Here is an 18,516-nt window from a genome sequence, read left to right as displayed (position 1 = left end):
GGGTGTCCGAGGAGCTGGCAGAGTTCAACCACGAGTTTTTCCAGGAAGTGCTAGCATCTGCCGATGCCGAGGGCCAGTTTACGGAAGATGCATTCTTCGACCTCTTCTGCAAGCAGCTGGTCGATGCGGGTGAACTCGACACTGCAGATCGCGCACTCTATCAGTCGTCGCGCGGCATACGTGTCGATGGCTACGCAGGCGATCCGAATTCGAATGAAGGCGAGCTCACGCTCATCATCGTGGACTTTTCTCAGGCTTCGGAGATCAGATCACTTTCGCGCGCGGAGATGGACGCGGCGTTCAAGAGACTGACGAACTTCATTTCCAAGGCGCTCGACCCGACGTTCAGGCAGGGTCTGGAAGAAACCTCGCCAGGCTTCGGTGTGGCCGACATGATCGCGAAGCGCTGGGATACCATTGAGAAGATCAAGCTTGTCCTCATTACCAATCGGCAGCTCAGTAGCAGGGTGGAAGGCAGGGAATCGAACGAACTTCGGGGCATTCCCGTCGCATACTCGGTGTGGGACATCGCACGACTGCACCGTTTCGTTTCTTCCGGACATGGGCGGGAAGAGATCGAGATCGACCTTCGCGAAGACTTCGGTGGCGCAATCCCAGCGCTGCCGGCGCACCTGTCGGAGGCAGGCTACGAGGCCTATCTCCTTGTCATTCCGGGGACGACCCTTGCTGCCATCTACGAGCGCTGGGGCGCCCAGCTTCTCGAGCAGAATGTCCGGGTATTCCTTCAAGCCAGAGGCAGTGTGAACAAGGGAATCAGGACGACAATCGAACGCGACCCGGAAATGTTCTTTGCCTTCAACAACGGGATAACGGCCACCGCCGAGAGCGTGAAGGTCACCCAGGGGGGCGGGACCCTGGCGATTGCCTCCATCAGCAACCTTCAGATCGTCAACGGCGGACAGACCACCGCGTCGATCCATGCTGCGAGCAGAAAGAAGGAGCCGGGCCTCGACAAGGTGTTCGTTCAGATGAAGCTGTCGATTGTCGAGCAGTCGATGGCATCCGACGTGGTCCCGAAAATATCAGAGTTTGCCAACAGTCAGAACAAGGTGAATGCGGCCGACTTCTTCGCAAATCACGCCTTTCATATCCGGTTCCAGGAGTTCTCGCGGCGCATCTTCGCGCCGTCACCGGACGGGACGTTCAGGGAATCGAAATGGTTCTACGAACGGGCCCGGGGCCAGTATCAGGACGCGAGGAACCTGCCGAAGACGGCGCAGAAACGAAAGTTCGATGTCGAGTTTCCGAAGAGCCAGATGATCGACAAGACGGATCTTGCAAAGTTCCTGAACCCCTGGCGAGGCTTTCCCGAAATCGTCAGCAGGGGCTCGCAGAAGAACTTCGTGCATTTTGCTGACAGCATCGGCAAGGAATGGGAAAAGAACTCGGACGCGTTCAACGAGGATTTTTTCCGCCACTCGATAGCCAAGGCGATTATATTCCGTGAAGCAGAGCGACTTGTGACGAAGCAGTCCTGGTATCAGGGCGGGGGCATAAGATCCCGCGTCGTGCCCTATGCCATCGCAAAACTGCAGTTCGATGCTGCCAGGATCGAGGGTGTTGTTGACCTCGACAAGGTCTGGCGACGACAGGGACTATCCGATGTTCTCGAGCGCACCCTCTGCAGCGGGCTGGAAGCCGTACATGGGGTGATCACCGGAGGCCCGGGAGAAATCGCCAACCCGCTTGAGTGGGCCAAGCAGCAGGCGTGCTGGGCGAGGGTCAAGACCCTGCAGGTCTCATGGCCGGAAGACTGGGAGGATACGCTCGTCGGGCGGGACGAACATCGTGCAAATAGACGGAGCGCAGTGCGCGACCAGCGAATGCTGAACGGCATCGAGGCGCAGACCGAGGTTCTCAGGCGTGGCGGCGGTTTCTGGTCCGAGGTCAAGGCGTGGGGTACCCGCCGGAAGGCCTTGTCGCCCGATGAAGCTTCGATCCTCGCTGTTGCCGCAGGAATACCAGGACGGCTTCCGACAGAGCGACAGTGTGCCCGGCTTCTGCAGATACTCCAGCGCCTCGAGGCCGACGGATTTCAAACGTCTGCGCATGCATGAGCGTTGACATGGCTGCAGCATGCCTTCGAATCGTGTCGATATGGACGGTCTGGGCAAGGCAGGAGCTCTCGAGCGGCCTCGCAGAATTCATCGCAACACCCGATGTTCACGCACGTCCTGACGACGTGGGTAAAGGAGACGCGGCCCTCCAGCCGTGGCAGCGGTCGCGTTCCTTCAGCCTGGGAAAATTGGCTGCGAGTGGAAAACCACCCGGCCGCAAGTAGGCGATGCACGGAGAGAAGATCATTGCCGAAGCGCGATCGCTTAGGTTCGGAGGATCAGGCATAGTTGATAGCGCTAGTGCGTCAGCCCGGCTCGTACAGAAATAAGGATGAACAAGATGGAGATCGGTGCCGAGGACAGTGCCAGAACGCTTGAGGTCGATTTCGGCGAAGAATTCGAAATGAATATTCGGACGCTTGATGCAAATGCCTACGACCGGATTGTCGTCTACGTCCCGCTCCCTTCGTTCGGGTCAACCCAGTCCTATCGCGACATCTGCGGAGACCTCCTCGATGCGTCGTGGGCCATCGAGCGCATGGCCACATATGCGAAATTCGTCAAAACAGAAGTCCCACCCGGAGATCACCGTTGCATCCGAACAGTTCTCACGGGGCCAGGGCCGGGGATATTCGAAGCCATCGCCGACTGCGCGCTTTTGATCAGCGATTTCGATGAAGATTTCACAGACGATACAAAGCTAGAGGAACTACAGAACCTTCGCGGTCAGGTGCATGACTACGAGGACAACCTGGAATCCTATATTCACCGAGCGCCGGATATCATCGACTGGTATTTCGTGAACCTCCACGTAGCGAACGAGGAGCTGCGATCCGAAGCACCGGAAGCATGGAGCAATCAGATGGCGCGTTTCCCAGAGCGTCGCCTTGGCTTGCATCGCAGCGGCTTCAGCGGTGCAATAGGCGGAAACTGCTATGCTTCGCGGGCTGGGTGGCTTGTCCCTCTCGCGGTAGGCCCTGACCAATTCTTTCTGGCGACGGATCAGAAATATCGTCTGAACGACTTCCTGCCTGCCGGTTTCCTAATCATTGACGGCGAGGCGTTCGTGCATCATGAGGGCCTCCTGATCCGCTTTCCATCAGATTGCTATTTCAAATCTCAGGTCTGCGCAGGGCTCGTGACTCAGGACGACGAGTATGTCGAACGCTGGTCGTCAGACCCATTTAGAGCACTTCGTTCACCGGCGGCTACAACAACCGCGCCCATAGGCATCTCGACTTCGGACGCTGTAGAGGGCGTTCCAGCGCTAGCAGAAGGCTGTTATCTACACCAGACTGGCACACTTGTTTTCGTCAATGATGGCCACTTCCTCCACTTTCTCTACGACATCCGGCCGGCGCAGTTGCAGACGGCAAAGGCGCTTCGCGAGGCTTCGGCCCAGGTGACAGAGGAGCTCTCCACCGCTACCGGCGCCGCGCCGTCTTTTTATTGTGATTGGAAGAGCTTGGACGACGAGGCCTTTGAAGAGCTTTCCTACCAGCTCATCTTCGACAACCCGAAGTTTAATTCCGACACAATCCGGAAGCTTGGTAAATCGCGGTCAAGGGATGGTGGCCGCGACATTGTCGTGCACGAGGCTACAGTAGGCCCTTGGGTGGAGCCGAGGAAGTGGATTTTTCAGTGCAAGCTTGTCACCAACGGTTCATCCCTTGGATCCACGCGACTCACGGATGTCGGCGACATGCTTGAGCAGTACGGCGCTCAGGGATTCGGCGTGATCACATCAGCCCAGATGGACGCCACACTCTACGACAAGCTCGACGCGATCTGCGGGAAGCGCCGGGTCGAGCAGTACCACCTGTCAGTCTTGGAACTTGAACGGGCGCTGGGGCGTAATCGCCGCGTCAGACAGAAGTTCTTCCCCGGTTCATAGAAGGCAGGCCCACGCGTCGGGGGCTGTCGGTCCCGGTTTCCGGCTTTTTGCCGGCACTATGTTAAACCTCTTGCGGCAACCCTCTTAACCGGTCTTGTGGGAGGCGAACGGCTTTTGCGGTTCCCGCTACAGCTGGTATGCCCGTTTTCTTTAAGGATAATTCGTCACAGACATTCCAAAGCCTATCACCGCATGAAACTGCGGAATTTTGATCACTGCTGGCGAGTTCGCTGCAATCGTACCGACAGGTTGATCTGCATAGGATGCCGTGTTTTGATTTGGGCAGATTGGTGAGAGAGCCAAAGGCCGTCATCTATAAAATTCGTGCACCCGCGCGCTTGGAGTCGAATGGATAATTCGAGGTTAATTGCGGAACAGAAGCTGTCCGCATTGCTTGCCAAAATCGAAGCAAGCGAAATGGCTCTTATGGAGCAAATTGCTGGGACTGAACGGCCGGTTCTGCTGGACGTCATCCGAGCTATTGATTCCATTGGCTATTTGAGAGCTTTCGCGCCGAACCATAGAGTGTCTGATCTCCCGGGCTACCTCGACATCTGCTGGCTGGGTGCCAATCGGGCGCTTTCGCTATTTCTCCCTGGCGGAATGGTCGGTCCAGGTGCGGCTTGGGCACCTACAAGTAACGACCGGTCGCGGTGGGCGAGTTCTTTGCTTTATCGTTCAGGTCTCGTTTCTCACCTAAAACGATTGGTCGATTTTCTGCGATATGGCTTGGCCAGGCTCGAACTTAGTAAAAGTGGGGCCATACGTTTTGTGATCACAGCAGCTGATTTTGAAGCTATCGATCGCAATGCCATCATCTGGTTTACTCAACACATCAAGAAAGCGGACCGTCCATTTCTGAACGCATTAGAGGCGGATCAAGGAGAATGGGTCACTAGGGAACTGGAAGCTCGCGTGCAGAGGGACGCCACCTTCGGCATCCGGTACTCCTCGTCTAGGGAACTCGAGGAATATTTCGAAACTTACGCCGAGCTCCGCGCTCGCGGCCTGCCGGGCAACGACAGCCTGCCCGATGATTGCAGGATTGGCCCCCTTTCATTCGGCCAATATCGCACTGCGATCGTGACAGGAATGGCGCGTTGTCTGAAACATACCGCATTTGTCGATACGCTTCTGGTGCGACATAATCCGCCCGCAGCTAGGGATATCCTTACAATCTTTGCGTTTGATCACGAACTGAGGGAGCAATGGGGCGGATTGCTTAACTTGAAAGACGACGAGGCAGATATCATGCTTGAAGTGCTGGGCATCTCACCGTCCGATTCCACCCACCTGAAATTGATCCCCGATTGTCCGCAAGCATTGCTAATCAGGGGAGGCGACCAATGCTGGCACAAACCGGTATTCGGCGGCCTCAATAATCCCTTCCCATGGGTGAATCGCAAACTTCAGAGGATGTTTCGCTCCGACTGGGACAGAGCCGTCAATCTGCGGGAGGCGGTGTTCCGTGACGATCTGCGGGCGCTTTTTCCGGAACCTCGCTTCTTTATGCCTTCAAAGCCGCGTCGCTTGCGGGAGGGAGGGCGTGTCTTGACCGATATTGACGCAGCGATCTTTGATCGGCAGACAGGAACTCTGGCTGTTTTTCAGATAAAATGGCAGGATTCGTTCGAGAACTCATTGACCGAACGGGCAAGCCGCCAGAGCAACCTGGTCAAGGAAGGCAATGCTTGGATTGAGGTCGTTTCCAACTATTGCGCGGGACTTGGCGGCGACGAACGCGCCCTGCAACTCGGTTTACCGAAAGATATGGCTGCGAGCGCGAAGGCGATGTGCCTCTTCGTGCTCACCCGCAATGGCGCAAAGTTTTCGGGCGGTGAACCTCAAGACAGTCGCGCAGCGTGGTTTTCTTGGTTTGATCTTCTCAAGCGCTGCCACAGCTTGAGCCCAGGCAAAGACCCGCTACTGGAGCTTTGGAAAAGCGGACGAAAGACCCGCCCTCCGCGCGGACGTCGGGAAGTTCAGCGTTTCGAACTAGACGGTGTGAGGATCGAGTCGGTTGTTGTGAATTAAGACGGGTGGCGCGCTGCTGATCCAGTTCGTGTTGTAGAACACGACCGCCATCTACAAGGACGGCTCGTCTAGGTGACATAGGAATTGCCCGGACCTGACCGGATCAATTTTGTCCGCTTCTCCGAGAGCCCATTGCTCCCAAGCTGCCAGCCTTGCCTCGCCAATCTCAGCGGAGCCTTTCGTGATTGCCACACGCACACTCTCGACGAGGGCGCGGATATCTTGTGCTCGACGCAGCAGGTCGCCGGATATCTTTAGATTATCTAGTCGTTGCTGGTTCAACTTTTGGAGCTGCTCTTGCCGCTGCCTCTCTTTTTCCTGACGAGCCAGTTCTGCCTTCTGTTCAGCTTCTTTCAGGCTTTCTCTAAATTTTGCTTCTCCCGCCACGATGAGTTCCGCCGCGATGATTGGGATCTTGTCCTCAAGTCGACCTTCGTCATCATCCTGCCAGCTTTTCGAAACTCGGCCATCAAAATCTGGGGCGAGGCTTAGCGCTAAGGTTGTCGACGCCGGCAGATCAGGGGACGGTCTTTCATACCCATTTCGGCGTATTTTCTTGTACTTCCCGACGATAGCCAGATTCAGACCAAGATAGGTGTCCCCGATGATTGCTCGGGCATGGAGTTCCTGGTTATTTTCTTGTGCGTCACCATCATGACCACGCTTGCTGAGCGCGAGAAACAGACCATTCAATATCCGAAGGCACCGTTTCGAGAGCGGTGAATCAAATATTGGCCGATCCCAGTCCCAGTTGCTTTTCGAAAACTTTTCTTGTCTGCGGGCTTCCTGCCTCAGAATATGTGCGATTCCTCTGTGGGGAACGCCAATGGTTTTCGGCGCCACAACGCGGCCGATAGCCTTCACTTCTTGGGCTAAGAGGTCATCCAGATTTTCAGGAACGGTAGCCGAGGCAAATGGACCCGCAGACGCCATAGCTTGGGCAATGGAGACAACCTTAGCATAGCGGGAGTCCACCTTCACACGTCCCATTTCGCCAGGGCGCCTGGGACGGGGACTTGGGCGAGGGGGGAGCGGTTTTCCGGCATGCACTTTGTTCCAGTAGCCTTGTGGTGGCACAGGAACACCATAGTTGGCCAGCTGCTTCCGCAGCCCAACATCCGAAATATCAAGCTTTCCGGCGAGATCGCGCATTGGGGCCGACCATGCAAATGCAATCAACTCTTCTGGCAGAACGAGAATATCGTTCCAGTTACCGTATCGCGTAGACATCCATAATCTCACTTCTTGAAATGTAGATGATCTCTCATGTTAGTGTAGCTCGCTGCGTGGCCTCAATGCGACTTGGACCTCAACCGTTGGCACGTCGAGCAGCGGGCGAGGCAGCGAACCAGGCGCCCCTCTCGCTCGTTTGACAAGCTCCGCATAGGGATCGCCAACGCGGAGTGCGAGCGCGTCGTAGGTAAGCCAATCTGCAAGTGAGCGGGAGGCTACGGCAACCACATCTCGAGAGAGTGTTGTCCCCGATCCTCTGTGTTCGGACAGATCGGCAACCAAATGGGTGGGGATCACCGGAACACCGCGACCGCCAGCCGGTGGCCCATGGAAGAAATACACGCTTGCGGGCGTCTGCTCTTGCAGGTGAACCCGCTGGTCGCGGTCAATCTTGAACGAGTCAGACCAAGCCGGCTGCTTACGGGCCTTCTTGTTTCGGTAGAGGCGTTTGGCTTGAACAAGCGTCACGCGCCGTCCGAGTGACGTGCCATCGATCATCGGGTCCACGATCAGGCACAAATCTGCTGAGAAGCTTTTCACCTTCCTGATGCCTTTTGCACCTTCTTCGGCACGATCAACGTTGCGGTACTCCATGGTAACCGAGGCGCGATGCGGTGCGGCGGCAGCGCGAGCCAAAGCCTCAAGTGCCTGATCAAGATCGGAGAAGCGGAGTGCAAGCTCTCGGAATAGCGAGGAAAGTAGTCGATCCTCACCCTCGTCGCCGTGGTTTGCATATTCCTCAGCATATTTTGCCTCCACGCGTGCGATCGTCTGCTCAATCAGACGTTCCACCGCGCGGTCGCCGAGCCAGGTGCGCGCAGGCTCGGCGGCAGATGCGACGCCGCTGTCAAGCGTGACCAGAGCTTGCAGGAGACTCCCGCCGGCCGGAAGGGCTCCCGTCCCAAGTTGCTCGCCAAATTTTGCCGCTCTTACCGCACGGGTCGCGTGCTGGACGACGCGGACAGGATGTCGTTCGAGTTCGAGAAGAGCGGAGCGATCTTCGGGCTGGGCAAGAGCGACAGCGGCAAACTGGGCAAGATCGGCTGCTCGACCGTCCGCGGACCATAGTAACGCCTCGATGACCGCCTGCCGCAGTTGCGGATTGTGCCCAATCGCCGCCCGCAGATTGTCGACGAATGCGGCTCGGGTTTCTGCTGGACGATTAAGCAGACCGCGGTCGTGCCATCCTACGCCTTGACCAAAAAGTTCAAGCAATAAACTGGCTACATCGCGCACTTTGGCCATCGCCTCGATTGCCTGCGCCATCTCTAGGCGATGGTGGATAGTCTCCTGAGAGTATTTCGAACGATCGCCCTCTCGCTCAAACGTCGCATGTGGACCAGCATAGTCCGGCCGCACATGCAGGATCGCTTGTAACGAAACCCAAGCGGTCCAACCCATACCGCGACCAAGCGCACAGAACAAAGATGTTGCCAGAGCGAGGTCGTCCCTGTCGCGGTTACCGCGTTCGACAAGTGCCGCAACTAGTGCTCGTGCCACCGAAATCGCGTTTGGTGCGAGTTCGTCTAGGACTCTCTCGAGTTGAAATGCGTAGTGTTGTCGCGTCGCAATGGAAGCCGCGAGCCGGTTGAAAAGGGCAGCTTCGGACCGGAGTTTGGGAAACGCGCTGAAAACAGATGAGGATTGATAACTCTCTAACGCCCAATCGACAAGCGACTCGACGAAATATGGCCAACGTCGCTCGACATGGGCCGTTACCCGGGTGCGGATAGTGTCGATATGCATTCCATTTCGGCAGAATGCCTCGATAAGATCGAGCAATTTCATGACGACCGTGGCATCCACGTGAGGATCGGCCGCCGAATTTGCTAATGCAGCCGTTGCCGCAATAACCTCGTCCACGCTCGGTCCTTGATCCTCATCGATTTCGATAGGTCGACGTGGCGTTGGACCCCCACGTTCAGGGACGAGGCGCGCGATCACTGCTCGAAGCATGTCGAGTTCTATGGATATGCTTTGGGCGTCATTACTCCTATCTGCAATCATATTTGGCCATCGTTCTCATAGGAATACTCGCGGAACTACAGGCGAAGGCTTGGCAACCGGTAACACGTTGGCCTTCATTTCTTTGTTCCTTCAGGATTGCACAATCCTCGCGAGCGAAACAGGTCCATCGCGCCCATCAGGACAATATTGGCATTGGTGAAGTTGCCAAGCTGGTCCTTCACGCGATAGCTCCATTTCTCGCCATGCAGGAGATTGTTGCGCAAGCGATAGATAATGATCAGGAGGGCAGCAAGTGCTTCAGCGTTTCCTGCGTCCGTTCCGCACAATACGTTCTCGACGTCGATACGGCCGCTATTCTTGCCTTGAAAACGCAGGCCATCGAAGTAATGGGTCGCCTTGCCATCCGCGAAGTAGCGGGCCTTGAAGTATTCGAGCGCGCCGTTGAACGGTTGCAATTCCAAGATCGATATGGTTGCCGCCTCGGCGACTTTCGCTTTAATCTCGCCCACGCTGGCGTTGTTTTCGAGGACCCATTCCTCGAAGAAGCTCCATAGCAGGCAAAACTCATTGATTGCCGCTACTTCTGGTAGCGTGAGATCAGAGTATCCGTGGGCGTTGGCCTTCAGCCATTGCTGGGCAACTGACATGTTCTCTACTCCAAACGCAATTCAAGGTCGCCTAGCACCTGCAGTATCTCAGGGAAGAACAGAACCCGTCAATGATGATCACATTACGCTGAAGATCAAGGCACGGAATTTTCAGTGAATTCCCATGAGCTGGCAGGAGACGACGGTTCGATATGGTTCAAGAGCAGTATTTATTTCATAGGCTGCGGATGGTCGATTGGCGGTGTCAGAGCGTGGACGTTGAGGCATCGGCCCCTTTCGCGTGGTGCAGTTAGTGCATCTTCTTCCTGCTTTCCTCTGGATAATATGACTCGCAGCTTCTCTCTCGCCTTGGTTGCTGGCAAGGGGCGTTCCCCTTTTGAAATGCCAGGAATGCCAATGCCGAACGTTGCCCTCTATGCCCGATACTCCTCCGATCTTCAGAGTCCGCAGTCGATTGACGATCAATTCAACCTTTGCCGCCAGTTCGCAGAACGTCAGGGTTGGAAGGTCGCCGGGTACTATCGCGACGATGCCATCTCGGGCGCCAGTATCCGCGGCCGGGAGGGAATTACCCGATTGCTGGATGATGCGCGGGCAGGGCGGTTCGACACCTTGTGTGCCGAGGCACTCGACCGAATTTCTCGTGATCAGGAGGACATGGCTCATATATACAAGGCGCTTCAATTTCGGGGAATTGCGCTGCATACGGTGGCCGAAGGACTAACCGACGAGATGCATATCGGCCTTAAGGGCACGATGAATGCGCTGTTCCTCAGGGATCTGGCCGAGAAGACCAGACGAGGCCAACGCGGACGGATCGAGAAAGGCCGTTCAGGCGGAGGTCTCGCCTACGGCTATGACGTATCCAGTGATGGTGAAGACGGTGCCGGAGGCCGCTGCATAAACGAGCGGCAGGCGATTATCATCCGTCGCATCTTTGCAGCTTTTGCCAGGGGAGAGACGCCCAATGCCATTGCGACGGCGCTGAACCGGGAGACTATTCAGGGGCCGGGCGGGCATTCCTGGGGCGCCACCACCATTCGTGGGCACCGGGCGAGGGGTACCGGTATCCTCAACAATGCCCTTTATCGCGGGGAGCTCGTCTGGAATCGCCAGCGTTTCATCAAGGATCCAATCACTGGAAAGCGTCAGGTACGCCTAAATCCGGAGACGGAATGGGTCATAAAGGATGTTCCCCATCTGCGGATTATCGACGAAGTCTTATGGCAGGCAGTCAAGGACCGGCAACAGGAGGCGGAACGACGTCATGGGGGTGTTCGTGACGGTGTCCGGAAATCGAGAGAGGCTCGGGTTCTTGGTCTCAGACCAGCTCCCTCGAACCTCTATCGTCTCCTGACCTGTGCGCAATGTAGTGGCGAGTTCTGTAACGTCGGGAGGGATCGTTACGGCTGTGCGGAGCATTACCGGCGAAAAAACTGTGGCAATGGCAAGACGGTCCAGTGAAGAGTAATGGAGGCAGCGGTCAGAGATATTCTTGCCGAGGCTGCCATGTTGATCACCCATCACGCGGACGCGTTGACCAACGACGAGCAGGTGAACGCCGATGAACAGAGCCGCCAGATGCAAAAGGATCGGTTCCAGCTTGAGAAGATAGATCGGCGGCTTCAAGGTCTCATATCCGCCATCGAGGATGGGCTATATACGCCAGCCTTGAAGACGCGCTTCCAGCAACTTGAAGACCAGGCTCAAAGCCTGCGAGCGAGATTACAGCTCAGCGCAAGGATGTTGGTGCCTGCAAAACGGGAAGCAGGACGGAAGTGGAACGAGCTGCAAACTTTGATTGCCAGATTGCAAGCAAGTGACACCGACTACGACGTTCTGCAGTTCAAGCGAATGGTCGGAACGATCAACGTCATTACCGGAACGGCTCGCAGCACTTCCAGGTTCTCGCCGGCGTGGCAGCCATTGAATAAAACCATGAAATAATAATAGCTGTCCGCCAACTTTTGTTTCGCAACTCAATTGTTTCCAGCATCTATTTCAATTTTCCCAGCTGCTCGTTCGTTCTCGTTAGTGAAACATACCGCCCATAGCCTGCGGCGTCGTGCGCATAGGGCCGCGACATTTCAGGAGAACGATCATGACGCAACAGCAATCAATACCGCTGGCCGGGGGCATTCGTACATGGCTTAACGACGGTTCTGCGATGCCGCCTTGGGTTTGCGATCGAATAACGGAAGACAAGTCACCCAACGGATCTTTCCTGATCCCGACACCTCTCGGCACAACTCGCGTTCACGCTGGCCATGTTGTTATCGAACATGGTGGCAAGTTGTGGTGCCGTGAACCGGAGGAAGTTCCTGAACTTCTGGCGGGTTTCACTGCCGAAGTCGTTCCGGAAATCACGGCTATCGGCCCAGGGAAATCCGCTCAGTTTGGCACGAAAAGTAAAACCGGTTCTGGGGGGAAGCGCGGAAGCGAACGGAAGATAGCCTTTGGTACGCCGCGTGACACCATGCCAAGTATCGAGTGGGTGCATGTTACCGAACTGACGGTCGACAGCTCTTATCAGCGATCTATCGACAACAACGGATCGCGCCGCCTTATCGCGAGCATCGCCGCAAACTTCGATTGGCGGCTTTGTGCGCCTCTGGTGGTATCGCGGCGGCCTGACGGTTCAAGGGTAATCATCGACGGACAGCATCGTTGGGCTGCAGCCGTGCGCCGGGGAGATTTGCTGCAGTTGCCTTGCTGCCTTTTCACCTATGGCAGTCCAGAAGGCGAGGCACGCATGTTCATTGTTGCGAACAGGGCGCGTAAGGCGATGAACCGTATGGATGACTTCCACGCGGCCCTTGCTGCCGGTGATGAGGATGCTCTGGATATTCGACGGCTGGTGTCTGAGGCAGGATTGGCTATCGCCCGAAGCACTTCGTCAACTGCATGGAAGCCAGGAGATGTCACTTTTACGTCTTCGATTGCCACCGCGCTTCGCAGACATGGTGACGCAGTCGTTTCGGCTGCTCTGACCTGCATGGCTGAAGCATATAACGGTGAAACACTTACACACGGTGCTTCGATCTTCGGTGCGCTCGTGCGTATCTATGCCAATCCCCCCGAGGGCTTTGATCCCGACGAATTCGTACCAACACTGAGGCGGTTCCCCATGGCGGAACTAGGCGAGATGGTCCGGGATCAAAAGGGAGGTGATGCCCGTGCGTTCGCATTGTCAAAAGCCATCCTCAAAGCATTGAACAGGGCAGATGCATGACCGTTTGATAATCATCTGCCGCGCTCAATGGGGAGCGCGGCAGACTGCACTTCAGGTATTCAGGTGATTGTGCTTTCTAGAAATCAGAATGGTAGTCAGGCCTTTCTGTCGTGCTGTAGAAGGGCGAACGTCATAATCGCAATCGGGTACATCGTGTGGAAGAGTCAAAAGACATTATAACGATACGGCTCTCGGAAGCGGACGCCGCAGTGGTTAAGCGTGCAGCCGACCAATGCGGTCAGTCGCCGGTGGAATTTGCGCATACCTCCATTTTAAGATTAGCAGCCGACGTGATAAATGGGCGCTTGATTGTCATGACCCCCGAAGGGTTTTTGGATTTTTGCTTGGGCTTGTCTGAACCGGCTGCCCCGGTTCCGGAAATGGTCGAACTGATAAATCGGCCAGCGCCTTGGGAACGAGGACAGACTGCCGATAAGTGATTGGACTTCACTGGTTGCTCGCCCCCTGGTTTGAAGGCGAGGTCGCTATGCCCATGTTGCAAAAAGTTCGCCTTGCGGGATGATGATATCCCTGGAGGCCATTGTTAAATAATCTGAAATTGCGCGATTTAAACCTGCAGCCATCTTTACTTGCTTGGAGCGCAAGTAAAGATGAAAGCTCGCCCCCGCAACCAAAGTTTACCGGAATATCAAGACTTTGTCGGCCTCCCAACGGGAGGCCGAAGTCGTTTCTACCCCTAGCACAAACCTAGCACAAAACCCCGGGGGTGATTTGACGCGCCCTTGAGTGCGTGATTCCTTGTTCTCATATCGAAACCAGAAAATGAACAGGGGGCGGGTATGGCGAGTCATGAAATCCTTGATGGAAAGGTCAATTTGAATAGCCCCTAGATTTGTAGATGCTTTCTTTCCTAATTTTGAGGCAAGAAGAAGCATCATGAGCAGATCGAATTTCAGCGATGAGTTTAAGCGTGACGCGGCGCGTCAGACCATCGAACGAGGCTCTTGGCTTTCCTTGGAAAGAAGCCGGGGCTTTGGTGATCGCTGAAGCTCGCGAAGATGAGTTCCGTCGCCAGATCCATGTCGGCGGAATTGATACCCATGGCTTCCGTTTTGCCGTGATAGCATCAGCGGATTCTATCGCTGGCGAACGCTCCATCCCCACCAGGTATAGTCATCGATTGCGCCGCTCCTCCAAATTTCGGTAGCGCCCGTCGAGGTGAGGAGACTGACGGAGCAAGGCGTGCGGTTCACGAATGCACAATCATCGCGATTTGAAGGGGCAGGAGAGCGGGCAGCGATGTCTGCCGCCAGCAAGGGATATCCGAGGTTGAACTTGGAGCGAAGAATGCGGAGGGTTTTATTGCGTTTAAAGCCATCTATTCCCGCCGTCTCCGGATACCTCACATGGTCCCGCAGTGCCTGGCGAGTGATACGATGTACGAGGAACTCATGCGGCGCGGCTTCTTCGTCGTGCGACTTGTGCTGTCAGGCTTGCGCGCCAGTCGGCAACAGAAGCTATTTTCTTTCCAGAGCCGCGGCGATCTCGCGCCGCATTGCTTCAAGGCTTGGGGCGCCGGTAATTTTCTTGCCGTTGATGAAGAATGTCGGTGTGCCCTCCACCTTGAAGTCGTTCTGCGCCTGATTGGTAAGCGCCTTGAGGTTGTTTAATACAGACTGGTCCGCCACCGCCCCGTTAAAAGCGTCGCGATCGATTCCCACAGAGGCTGCGATTTCGCGTAACGTCTGTTCCAGATTACCGGAGTTCGCGATGTCGTCCTGACGGGCGTAGAACCTGTCGAGAACGGGCTTTGGTTGCGGCTGCGTCTCTGCCAGCATGAAGATAACAAGGTCCACATTATTGCGAACCAAAGGCCGGAACAGAATTCTAATCTGCCCGCTTTCAACAAATTCCTCCTCGATCTTCGGCGCCGTCTCGTTTCTGTATGTCGCACAGTGAGAACAGGTGGGAGATGAGTATTCGATCACCGTGACCGGAGCGGTCGCGGAGCCCACCGGGCGGTCCGCGCGGCCGAGCGGCTGCAGGAGATCGGTCGCGCCGGCGGCAATGGGTAGAATGAGCACGATACCGAGCAGTATCGCGGCGCGGTGGATCGGTTTGAATAGCGGTGTCATCATTTTCAGCCCGTCAAAAATTCAATGTCCCAATATCTGACCGAGGAATGCCCGCGAGCGTTCGGATTGCGGAGCGCTGAAGAAGGCCTTCGGTTCGTTTTGCTCGACGATCTGACCCTGGTCCATGAAGATCACCCGGTCGGCCACAGCCTGCGCAAATCCCATCTCGTGGGTCACGCAAAGCATGGTCATACCGTCTTCGGCAAGCGCGATCATCGTATCGAGTACCTCCTTTATCATCTCCGGATCAAGTGCGGAGGTGGGCTCATCGAAGAGCATGATTTTCGGCTTCATGCACAATGATCGCGCGATCGCCACGCGCTGCTGCTGGCCGCCTGATAATTGGCCAGGATATTTGTGCGCCTGATCCGGTATCCTGACCTTCTCCAGAAAGTGCATGGCAAGCTCGCGGGCTTCTTTTTCCGGCAACTTGCGGACCCAGACAGGGGCAAGAATGCAGTTTTGAAGGATGGTCAGGTGCGGAAAGAGATTGAAGTGCTGGAATACCATGCCGACTTCACGACGGACTTCTTCGATTTTCTTCAGGTCGCTGGAGAGTTCGATGCCATCAACGGCGATTTTGCCGGACTGGTGCTCCTCGAGCCTGTTGATGCAGCGGATCATGGTCGATTTTCCAGAGCCGGACGGTCCGCAGATGACGATCCGTTCTCCCCGCCGCACCGTCAGATCGATATCGCGCAGGACATGGAAGTCGCCATACCACTTGTTCATGGACGTGATTTCGACGGCAATACCTGCAAATCCGACCCGGTCGTCGGGCAAAAGCGCGCGTTGCGTGGTTGTATTGATCATCCATATTCTCCTAATGATGATCCGTTTTCAGCCGGCGCTCGAGATACATCGAGTAGCGCGACATGCTGAAACAGAAGACAAAGAACACGGCACCGATGAAGATGTAGAGTTCCCAATATATGCCTTGCCAACTGGTGTTGGCGCGAATGGCGGCGGCGAGGGCGATGGGGTCGAGAAGGCCGATGAACATGACGAGCGTCGTGTCCTTGAAGAGCCCTATGAACGAGTTGACGATGCCGGGTATCGAGATTTTCAGCGCTTGCGGGAGAATGACCAGGCGTTGCGCTTTCCAATAGTCCAGTCCCAGCGCTTCGGCGGCCTCGTACTGACCGCGCGGCAGCGCCGCCAGCCCACCGCGAACGACCTCGGCCATATAGGCGCTGGCAAAGAGGGTCACCATGATCACGACACGCAGGATGAGGTCGAAATTTGTGCCCGGCGGCAGGAAATAATTGAGAAGGAGCGAGGCCGTGAATAGCAGCGTGATCAGTGGAACGCCGCGGATGAATTCGATGAAAACGACACTCAAAGCCCGAATGAGGGGCATGCCGGAACGCCTGCCGAGTGCGAGCAGGATGCCGAGCGGCAGCGACATCGCGATACCGGTGACACCGATAATCATCGACAGCAGAAACCCGCCGATTTGTCTCGATGCCACGCTTTCAAGTGAGACCGGGGCTGCTTTTTCGAGGAATGTCGCGAGTGGGCCGGCGAGATAGACCCACCAGAGCACGGTCGTGAAGATTGCCGTTGCGGTTGCCACCGCCGCGTTTTTCCGCGTCAGCAGGGCGATGGTGACCGCGCCAGCGGCGAAGGCAAGATAAAGCGTGACGGGAAACCAGAACGAGCCACCCCAGATCAGCCAGTAGACCAATCCCGGATAAACGGCGCTGAACCAGAGCATCTTTCGGGGCAGGGCTGCAAAAAGGGCAGGTGCCAATGCAGGCAGGAGGAGCACGAAGGCCGCGACCGGCCGCCAATAGGATTGCGGCGGATAAAAACCGAAAAAAAGCTGCGTCCATCGATCCCGAATGACACCCCAGCAGGCGCCGGATGCCCCGTCGAGAATCTGCCGGCACTCGGCAAGGGAATTGGCTTTCCAGATGGAATTGCCGAGCCATGGGGCGATAGCCGATACGAGCCAGAGAACCGCCGCCACCGAGGCGATGCTCAGAAGTGTGCTCGTCCAGCCGTTAAACAGGTTCTTCTTCATCCATTGGACGATACCGGTCTGGCCTGCCGGCCGCTCATAGGGGGGCAACATGTTTTCTCGGACCCAGGAGACACTATGGACGTTCATCTCAGCGCTCCTTCAGCATGATACGATTATTGTAGACATTCATGATGGCGGAGATGATCAGGCTGATGGAGACATAGATCAGCATCATCAGCAGCATTCCCTCGAGTTCACGGCCCGTCTGGTTGATGGTGATGCCGCCAAGCGTTGAGCGCAGATCCATATAACCCACGGCAAGGCCAAGCGATGTGTTCTTGGTGATATTCAGATATTGTGAGATGAGCGGCGGAACGATGATGCGCAGGGCCTGCGGAAGGACCACCAGACGCATCGTTTGTCCCGGCCGCAGGCCGAGCGCATGGGCCGCTTCCGTTTGTCCCCGCGAAACCGCAAGAATACCCGAGCGGACGATCTCGGCGATAAACGCCCCGGTATAGATGCTGAGCCCGATCCAAAGCGCGATCAGGGAATTTCGAAGCTGCAAGCCACCGGTGAAATTTAGTCCCTTCAATTCAGGACATTGCAGGTGGAAGCCGAGCGCGCACAGCAATGCCAGAACAGGTATTGCGAAAACGGCGATGCTTTTCCACCAGATATGGGGACGCTTGCCGGTGCGGCTTTGCTGCCGTTGCGCATTGTCGAGGAGGCGGCGGTGCATGGCGAACGAGCCGGCAAGCACGGCAATCATTGCCAGCAGATCGAGACTGATGGCCCCAAAGGGGAGGTCGAATTCTCCGAGACTGCTCGAAAAGCCTGGCAAAGGGACGTAGATTCCCCGGTTCGTTACCGCGACGCTGTTCCATAAAAACATAGAGGCGCGAGCGTTATCGCCGCGGAAATCGGTGGGTGCAGGCATTGCCTCGGACATGATGGCGGCGATGACGATAATCCACAGAAGTGCCGGCACATTGCGGAAGCTCTCCACGTAGAGCGTCATCAGGCGCCCAACGATCCAGTTGTTGGAAAGCCGCAGGACGCCTGCGAATATGCCCACCACAGTTGCGGTGATGCATGCCATAACGGCAACGATCAGGGTATTGAGCAATCCGACCAATGCGGCGCTGGCATGATTACTCGCGCTTGAGTAGTCGATCGGCCGTTGCGATATGTCATAGCCGGCGGTGCGCCACAGGAATTCAAAGGAGAAATCCTTGCCGAGCGCGGCGAGGTTCCGCACCGTGTTGTCGACAAGCCAGAAAAGACTGATTGCCAGAAGGGCGAAGGTTATGACCTGGATCGTTCCATTGCGATAACGGGTGTCGCGAAGGAGCATGCCGAGGCGAAACGGCCCGTTTCGAGCGGCGTTTCTCGTAGCCATGAGTT

14 protein-coding genes are annotated in these 18,516 nt (G+C 56.2%); 7 read left to right on the top strand and 7 right to left on the bottom strand.

The genetic code is table 11. The features are described 5' to 3' along the window. Nucleotides 1-2 precede the first annotated feature (2 nt). The 3 genes from JZX88_RS19820 to JZX88_RS19810 all read left to right on the top strand — a co-directional run bounded on the left by JZX88_RS19820 (nt 3) and on the right by JZX88_RS19810 (nt 6,006). Entirely contained in the window at nt 3-2,078 is a 2,076-nt protein-coding gene (locus JZX88_RS19820) for an AIPR family protein (protein ID WP_206914539.1), read from the top strand. A 331-nt stretch (nt 2,079-2,409) separates the two neighbouring features. After that, the gene (locus JZX88_RS19815) at nt 2,410-3,972 is read left to right on the top strand and encodes a restriction endonuclease (protein ID WP_206914538.1); all 1,563 of its coding nucleotides are present in this window, start codon (nt 2,410-2,412) and stop codon (nt 3,970-3,972) included. A gap of 348 nt (nt 3,973-4,320) precedes the next feature. Continuing rightward, on the top strand, nt 4,321-6,006 hold the full coding sequence (locus JZX88_RS19810) for a hypothetical protein (RefSeq protein ID WP_206914537.1): 1,686 nt from the start codon (nt 4,321-4,323) through the stop codon (nt 6,004-6,006). Between the two features lie 51 nt (nt 6,007-6,057). Here the strand turns inward: JZX88_RS19810 and JZX88_RS19805 are convergent, their stop codons facing one another. The 3 genes from JZX88_RS19805 to JZX88_RS19795 form a co-directional block, all read right to left on the bottom strand. Beyond that, nucleotides 6,058-7,236, bottom strand: a complete 1,179-nt coding sequence (locus JZX88_RS19805) for a hypothetical protein (RefSeq protein WP_206914536.1) — start codon at nt 7,234-7,236, stop codon at nt 6,058-6,060. Nucleotides 7,237-7,275: 39 nt separating this feature from the next. Continuing rightward, entirely contained in the window at nt 7,276-9,102 is a 1,827-nt protein-coding gene (locus JZX88_RS19800; RefSeq protein WP_206914535.1) for a hypothetical protein, read from the bottom strand. A 218-nt stretch (nt 9,103-9,320) separates the two neighbouring features. Next, nucleotides 9,321-9,854 carry a hypothetical protein gene (locus JZX88_RS19795; RefSeq protein ID WP_007878195.1) on the bottom strand — a complete coding sequence of 178 codons (534 nt, stop codon included), beginning with the start codon at nt 9,852-9,854 and terminating at the stop codon, nt 9,321-9,323. Nucleotides 9,855-10,211: 357 nt separating this feature from the next. Between JZX88_RS19795 and JZX88_RS19790 the strand changes: the two genes are divergently transcribed. The 4 genes from JZX88_RS19790 to JZX88_RS19775 all read left to right on the top strand — a co-directional run bounded on the left by JZX88_RS19790 (nt 10,212) and on the right by JZX88_RS19775 (nt 13,487). After that, nucleotides 10,212-11,279 carry a recombinase family protein gene (locus JZX88_RS19790; protein ID WP_206914534.1) on the top strand — a complete coding sequence of 356 codons (1,068 nt, stop codon included), beginning with the start codon at nt 10,212-10,214 and terminating at the stop codon, nt 11,277-11,279. Between the two features lie 6 nt (nt 11,280-11,285). After that, a complete protein-coding gene (locus JZX88_RS19785) occupies nt 11,286-11,762 on the top strand; it encodes a hypothetical protein (protein ID WP_206914533.1) in 477 nt (158 codons plus the stop codon). A gap of 154 nt (nt 11,763-11,916) precedes the next feature. Then, on the top strand, nt 11,917-13,047 hold the full coding sequence (locus JZX88_RS19780; protein WP_206914532.1) for a DUF6551 family protein: 1,131 nt from the start codon (nt 11,917-11,919) through the stop codon (nt 13,045-13,047). Between the two features lie 155 nt (nt 13,048-13,202). Beyond that, on the top strand, nt 13,203-13,487 hold the full coding sequence (locus JZX88_RS19775) for a DUF1778 domain-containing protein (RefSeq protein ID WP_206914531.1): 285 nt from the start codon (nt 13,203-13,205) through the stop codon (nt 13,485-13,487). 1,038 nt (nt 13,488-14,525) lie between these two features. On the opposite strand, the gene JZX88_RS19770 is transcribed toward JZX88_RS19775, so the two are convergent. The 4 genes from JZX88_RS19770 to JZX88_RS19755 form a co-directional block, all read right to left on the bottom strand. Further along, a complete protein-coding gene (locus JZX88_RS19770) occupies nt 14,526-15,146 on the bottom strand; it encodes a thioredoxin domain-containing protein (RefSeq protein WP_206914530.1) in 621 nt (206 codons plus the stop codon). 18 nt (nt 15,147-15,164) lie between these two features. After that, on the bottom strand, nt 15,165-15,875 hold the full coding sequence (locus JZX88_RS19765) for an amino acid ABC transporter ATP-binding protein (protein WP_174064156.1): 711 nt from the start codon (nt 15,873-15,875) through the stop codon (nt 15,165-15,167). A gap of 91 nt (nt 15,876-15,966) precedes the next feature. Next, nucleotides 15,967-17,256, bottom strand: a complete 1,290-nt coding sequence (locus JZX88_RS19760; protein ID WP_206914529.1) for an amino acid ABC transporter permease — start codon at nt 17,254-17,256, stop codon at nt 15,967-15,969. A gap of 1 nt (nt 17,257) precedes the next feature. Beyond that, nucleotides 17,258-18,511, bottom strand: a complete 1,254-nt coding sequence (locus JZX88_RS19755; RefSeq protein ID WP_206914528.1) for an amino acid ABC transporter permease — start codon at nt 18,509-18,511, stop codon at nt 17,258-17,260. Nucleotides 18,512-18,516 lie beyond the last annotated feature (5 nt).

Source organism: Agrobacterium sp. OT33 (assembly GCF_017313365.1).
Classification (GTDB): Bacteria; Pseudomonadota; Alphaproteobacteria; order Rhizobiales; family Rhizobiaceae; genus Agrobacterium; species Agrobacterium rhizogenes_A.
This window is presented reverse-complemented; position numbering and strand designations above follow the sequence as displayed.

What these genes read in the sequence shown, in the direction of transcription:
- JZX88_RS19780 (WP_206914532.1), top strand. Translation starts at nt 11,917, where the DNA reads ATGACGCAACAGCAATCAATACCGCTGGCCGGGGGCATTCGTACATGG.
- JZX88_RS19770 (WP_206914530.1), bottom strand. Translation starts at nt 15,146, where the DNA reads ATGATGACACCGCTATTCAAACCGATCCACCGCGCCGCGATACTGCTC.
- JZX88_RS19765 (WP_174064156.1), bottom strand. Translation starts at nt 15,875, where the DNA reads ATGAACAAGTGGTATGGCGACTTCCATGTCCTGCGCGATATCGATCTG.
- JZX88_RS19795 (WP_007878195.1), bottom strand. Translation starts at nt 9,854, where the DNA reads ATGTCAGTTGCCCAGCAATGGCTGAAGGCCAACGCCCACGGATACTCT.
- JZX88_RS19790 (WP_206914534.1), top strand. Translation starts at nt 10,212, where the DNA reads ATGCCGAACGTTGCCCTCTATGCCCGATACTCCTCCGATCTTCAGAGT.
- JZX88_RS19785 (WP_206914533.1), top strand. Translation starts at nt 11,286, where the DNA reads ATGGAGGCAGCGGTCAGAGATATTCTTGCCGAGGCTGCCATGTTGATC.
- JZX88_RS19815 (WP_206914538.1), top strand. Translation starts at nt 2,410, where the DNA reads ATGAACAAGATGGAGATCGGTGCCGAGGACAGTGCCAGAACGCTTGAG.
- JZX88_RS19810 (WP_206914537.1), top strand. Translation starts at nt 4,321, where the DNA reads ATGGATAATTCGAGGTTAATTGCGGAACAGAAGCTGTCCGCATTGCTT.
- JZX88_RS19805 (WP_206914536.1), bottom strand. Translation starts at nt 7,236, where the DNA reads ATGTCTACGCGATACGGTAACTGGAACGATATTCTCGTTCTGCCAGAA.
- JZX88_RS19755 (WP_206914528.1), bottom strand. Translation starts at nt 18,511, where the DNA reads ATGGCTACGAGAAACGCCGCTCGAAACGGGCCGTTTCGCCTCGGCATG.
- JZX88_RS19760 (WP_206914529.1), bottom strand. Translation starts at nt 17,256, where the DNA reads ATGAACGTCCATAGTGTCTCCTGGGTCCGAGAAAACATGTTGCCCCCC.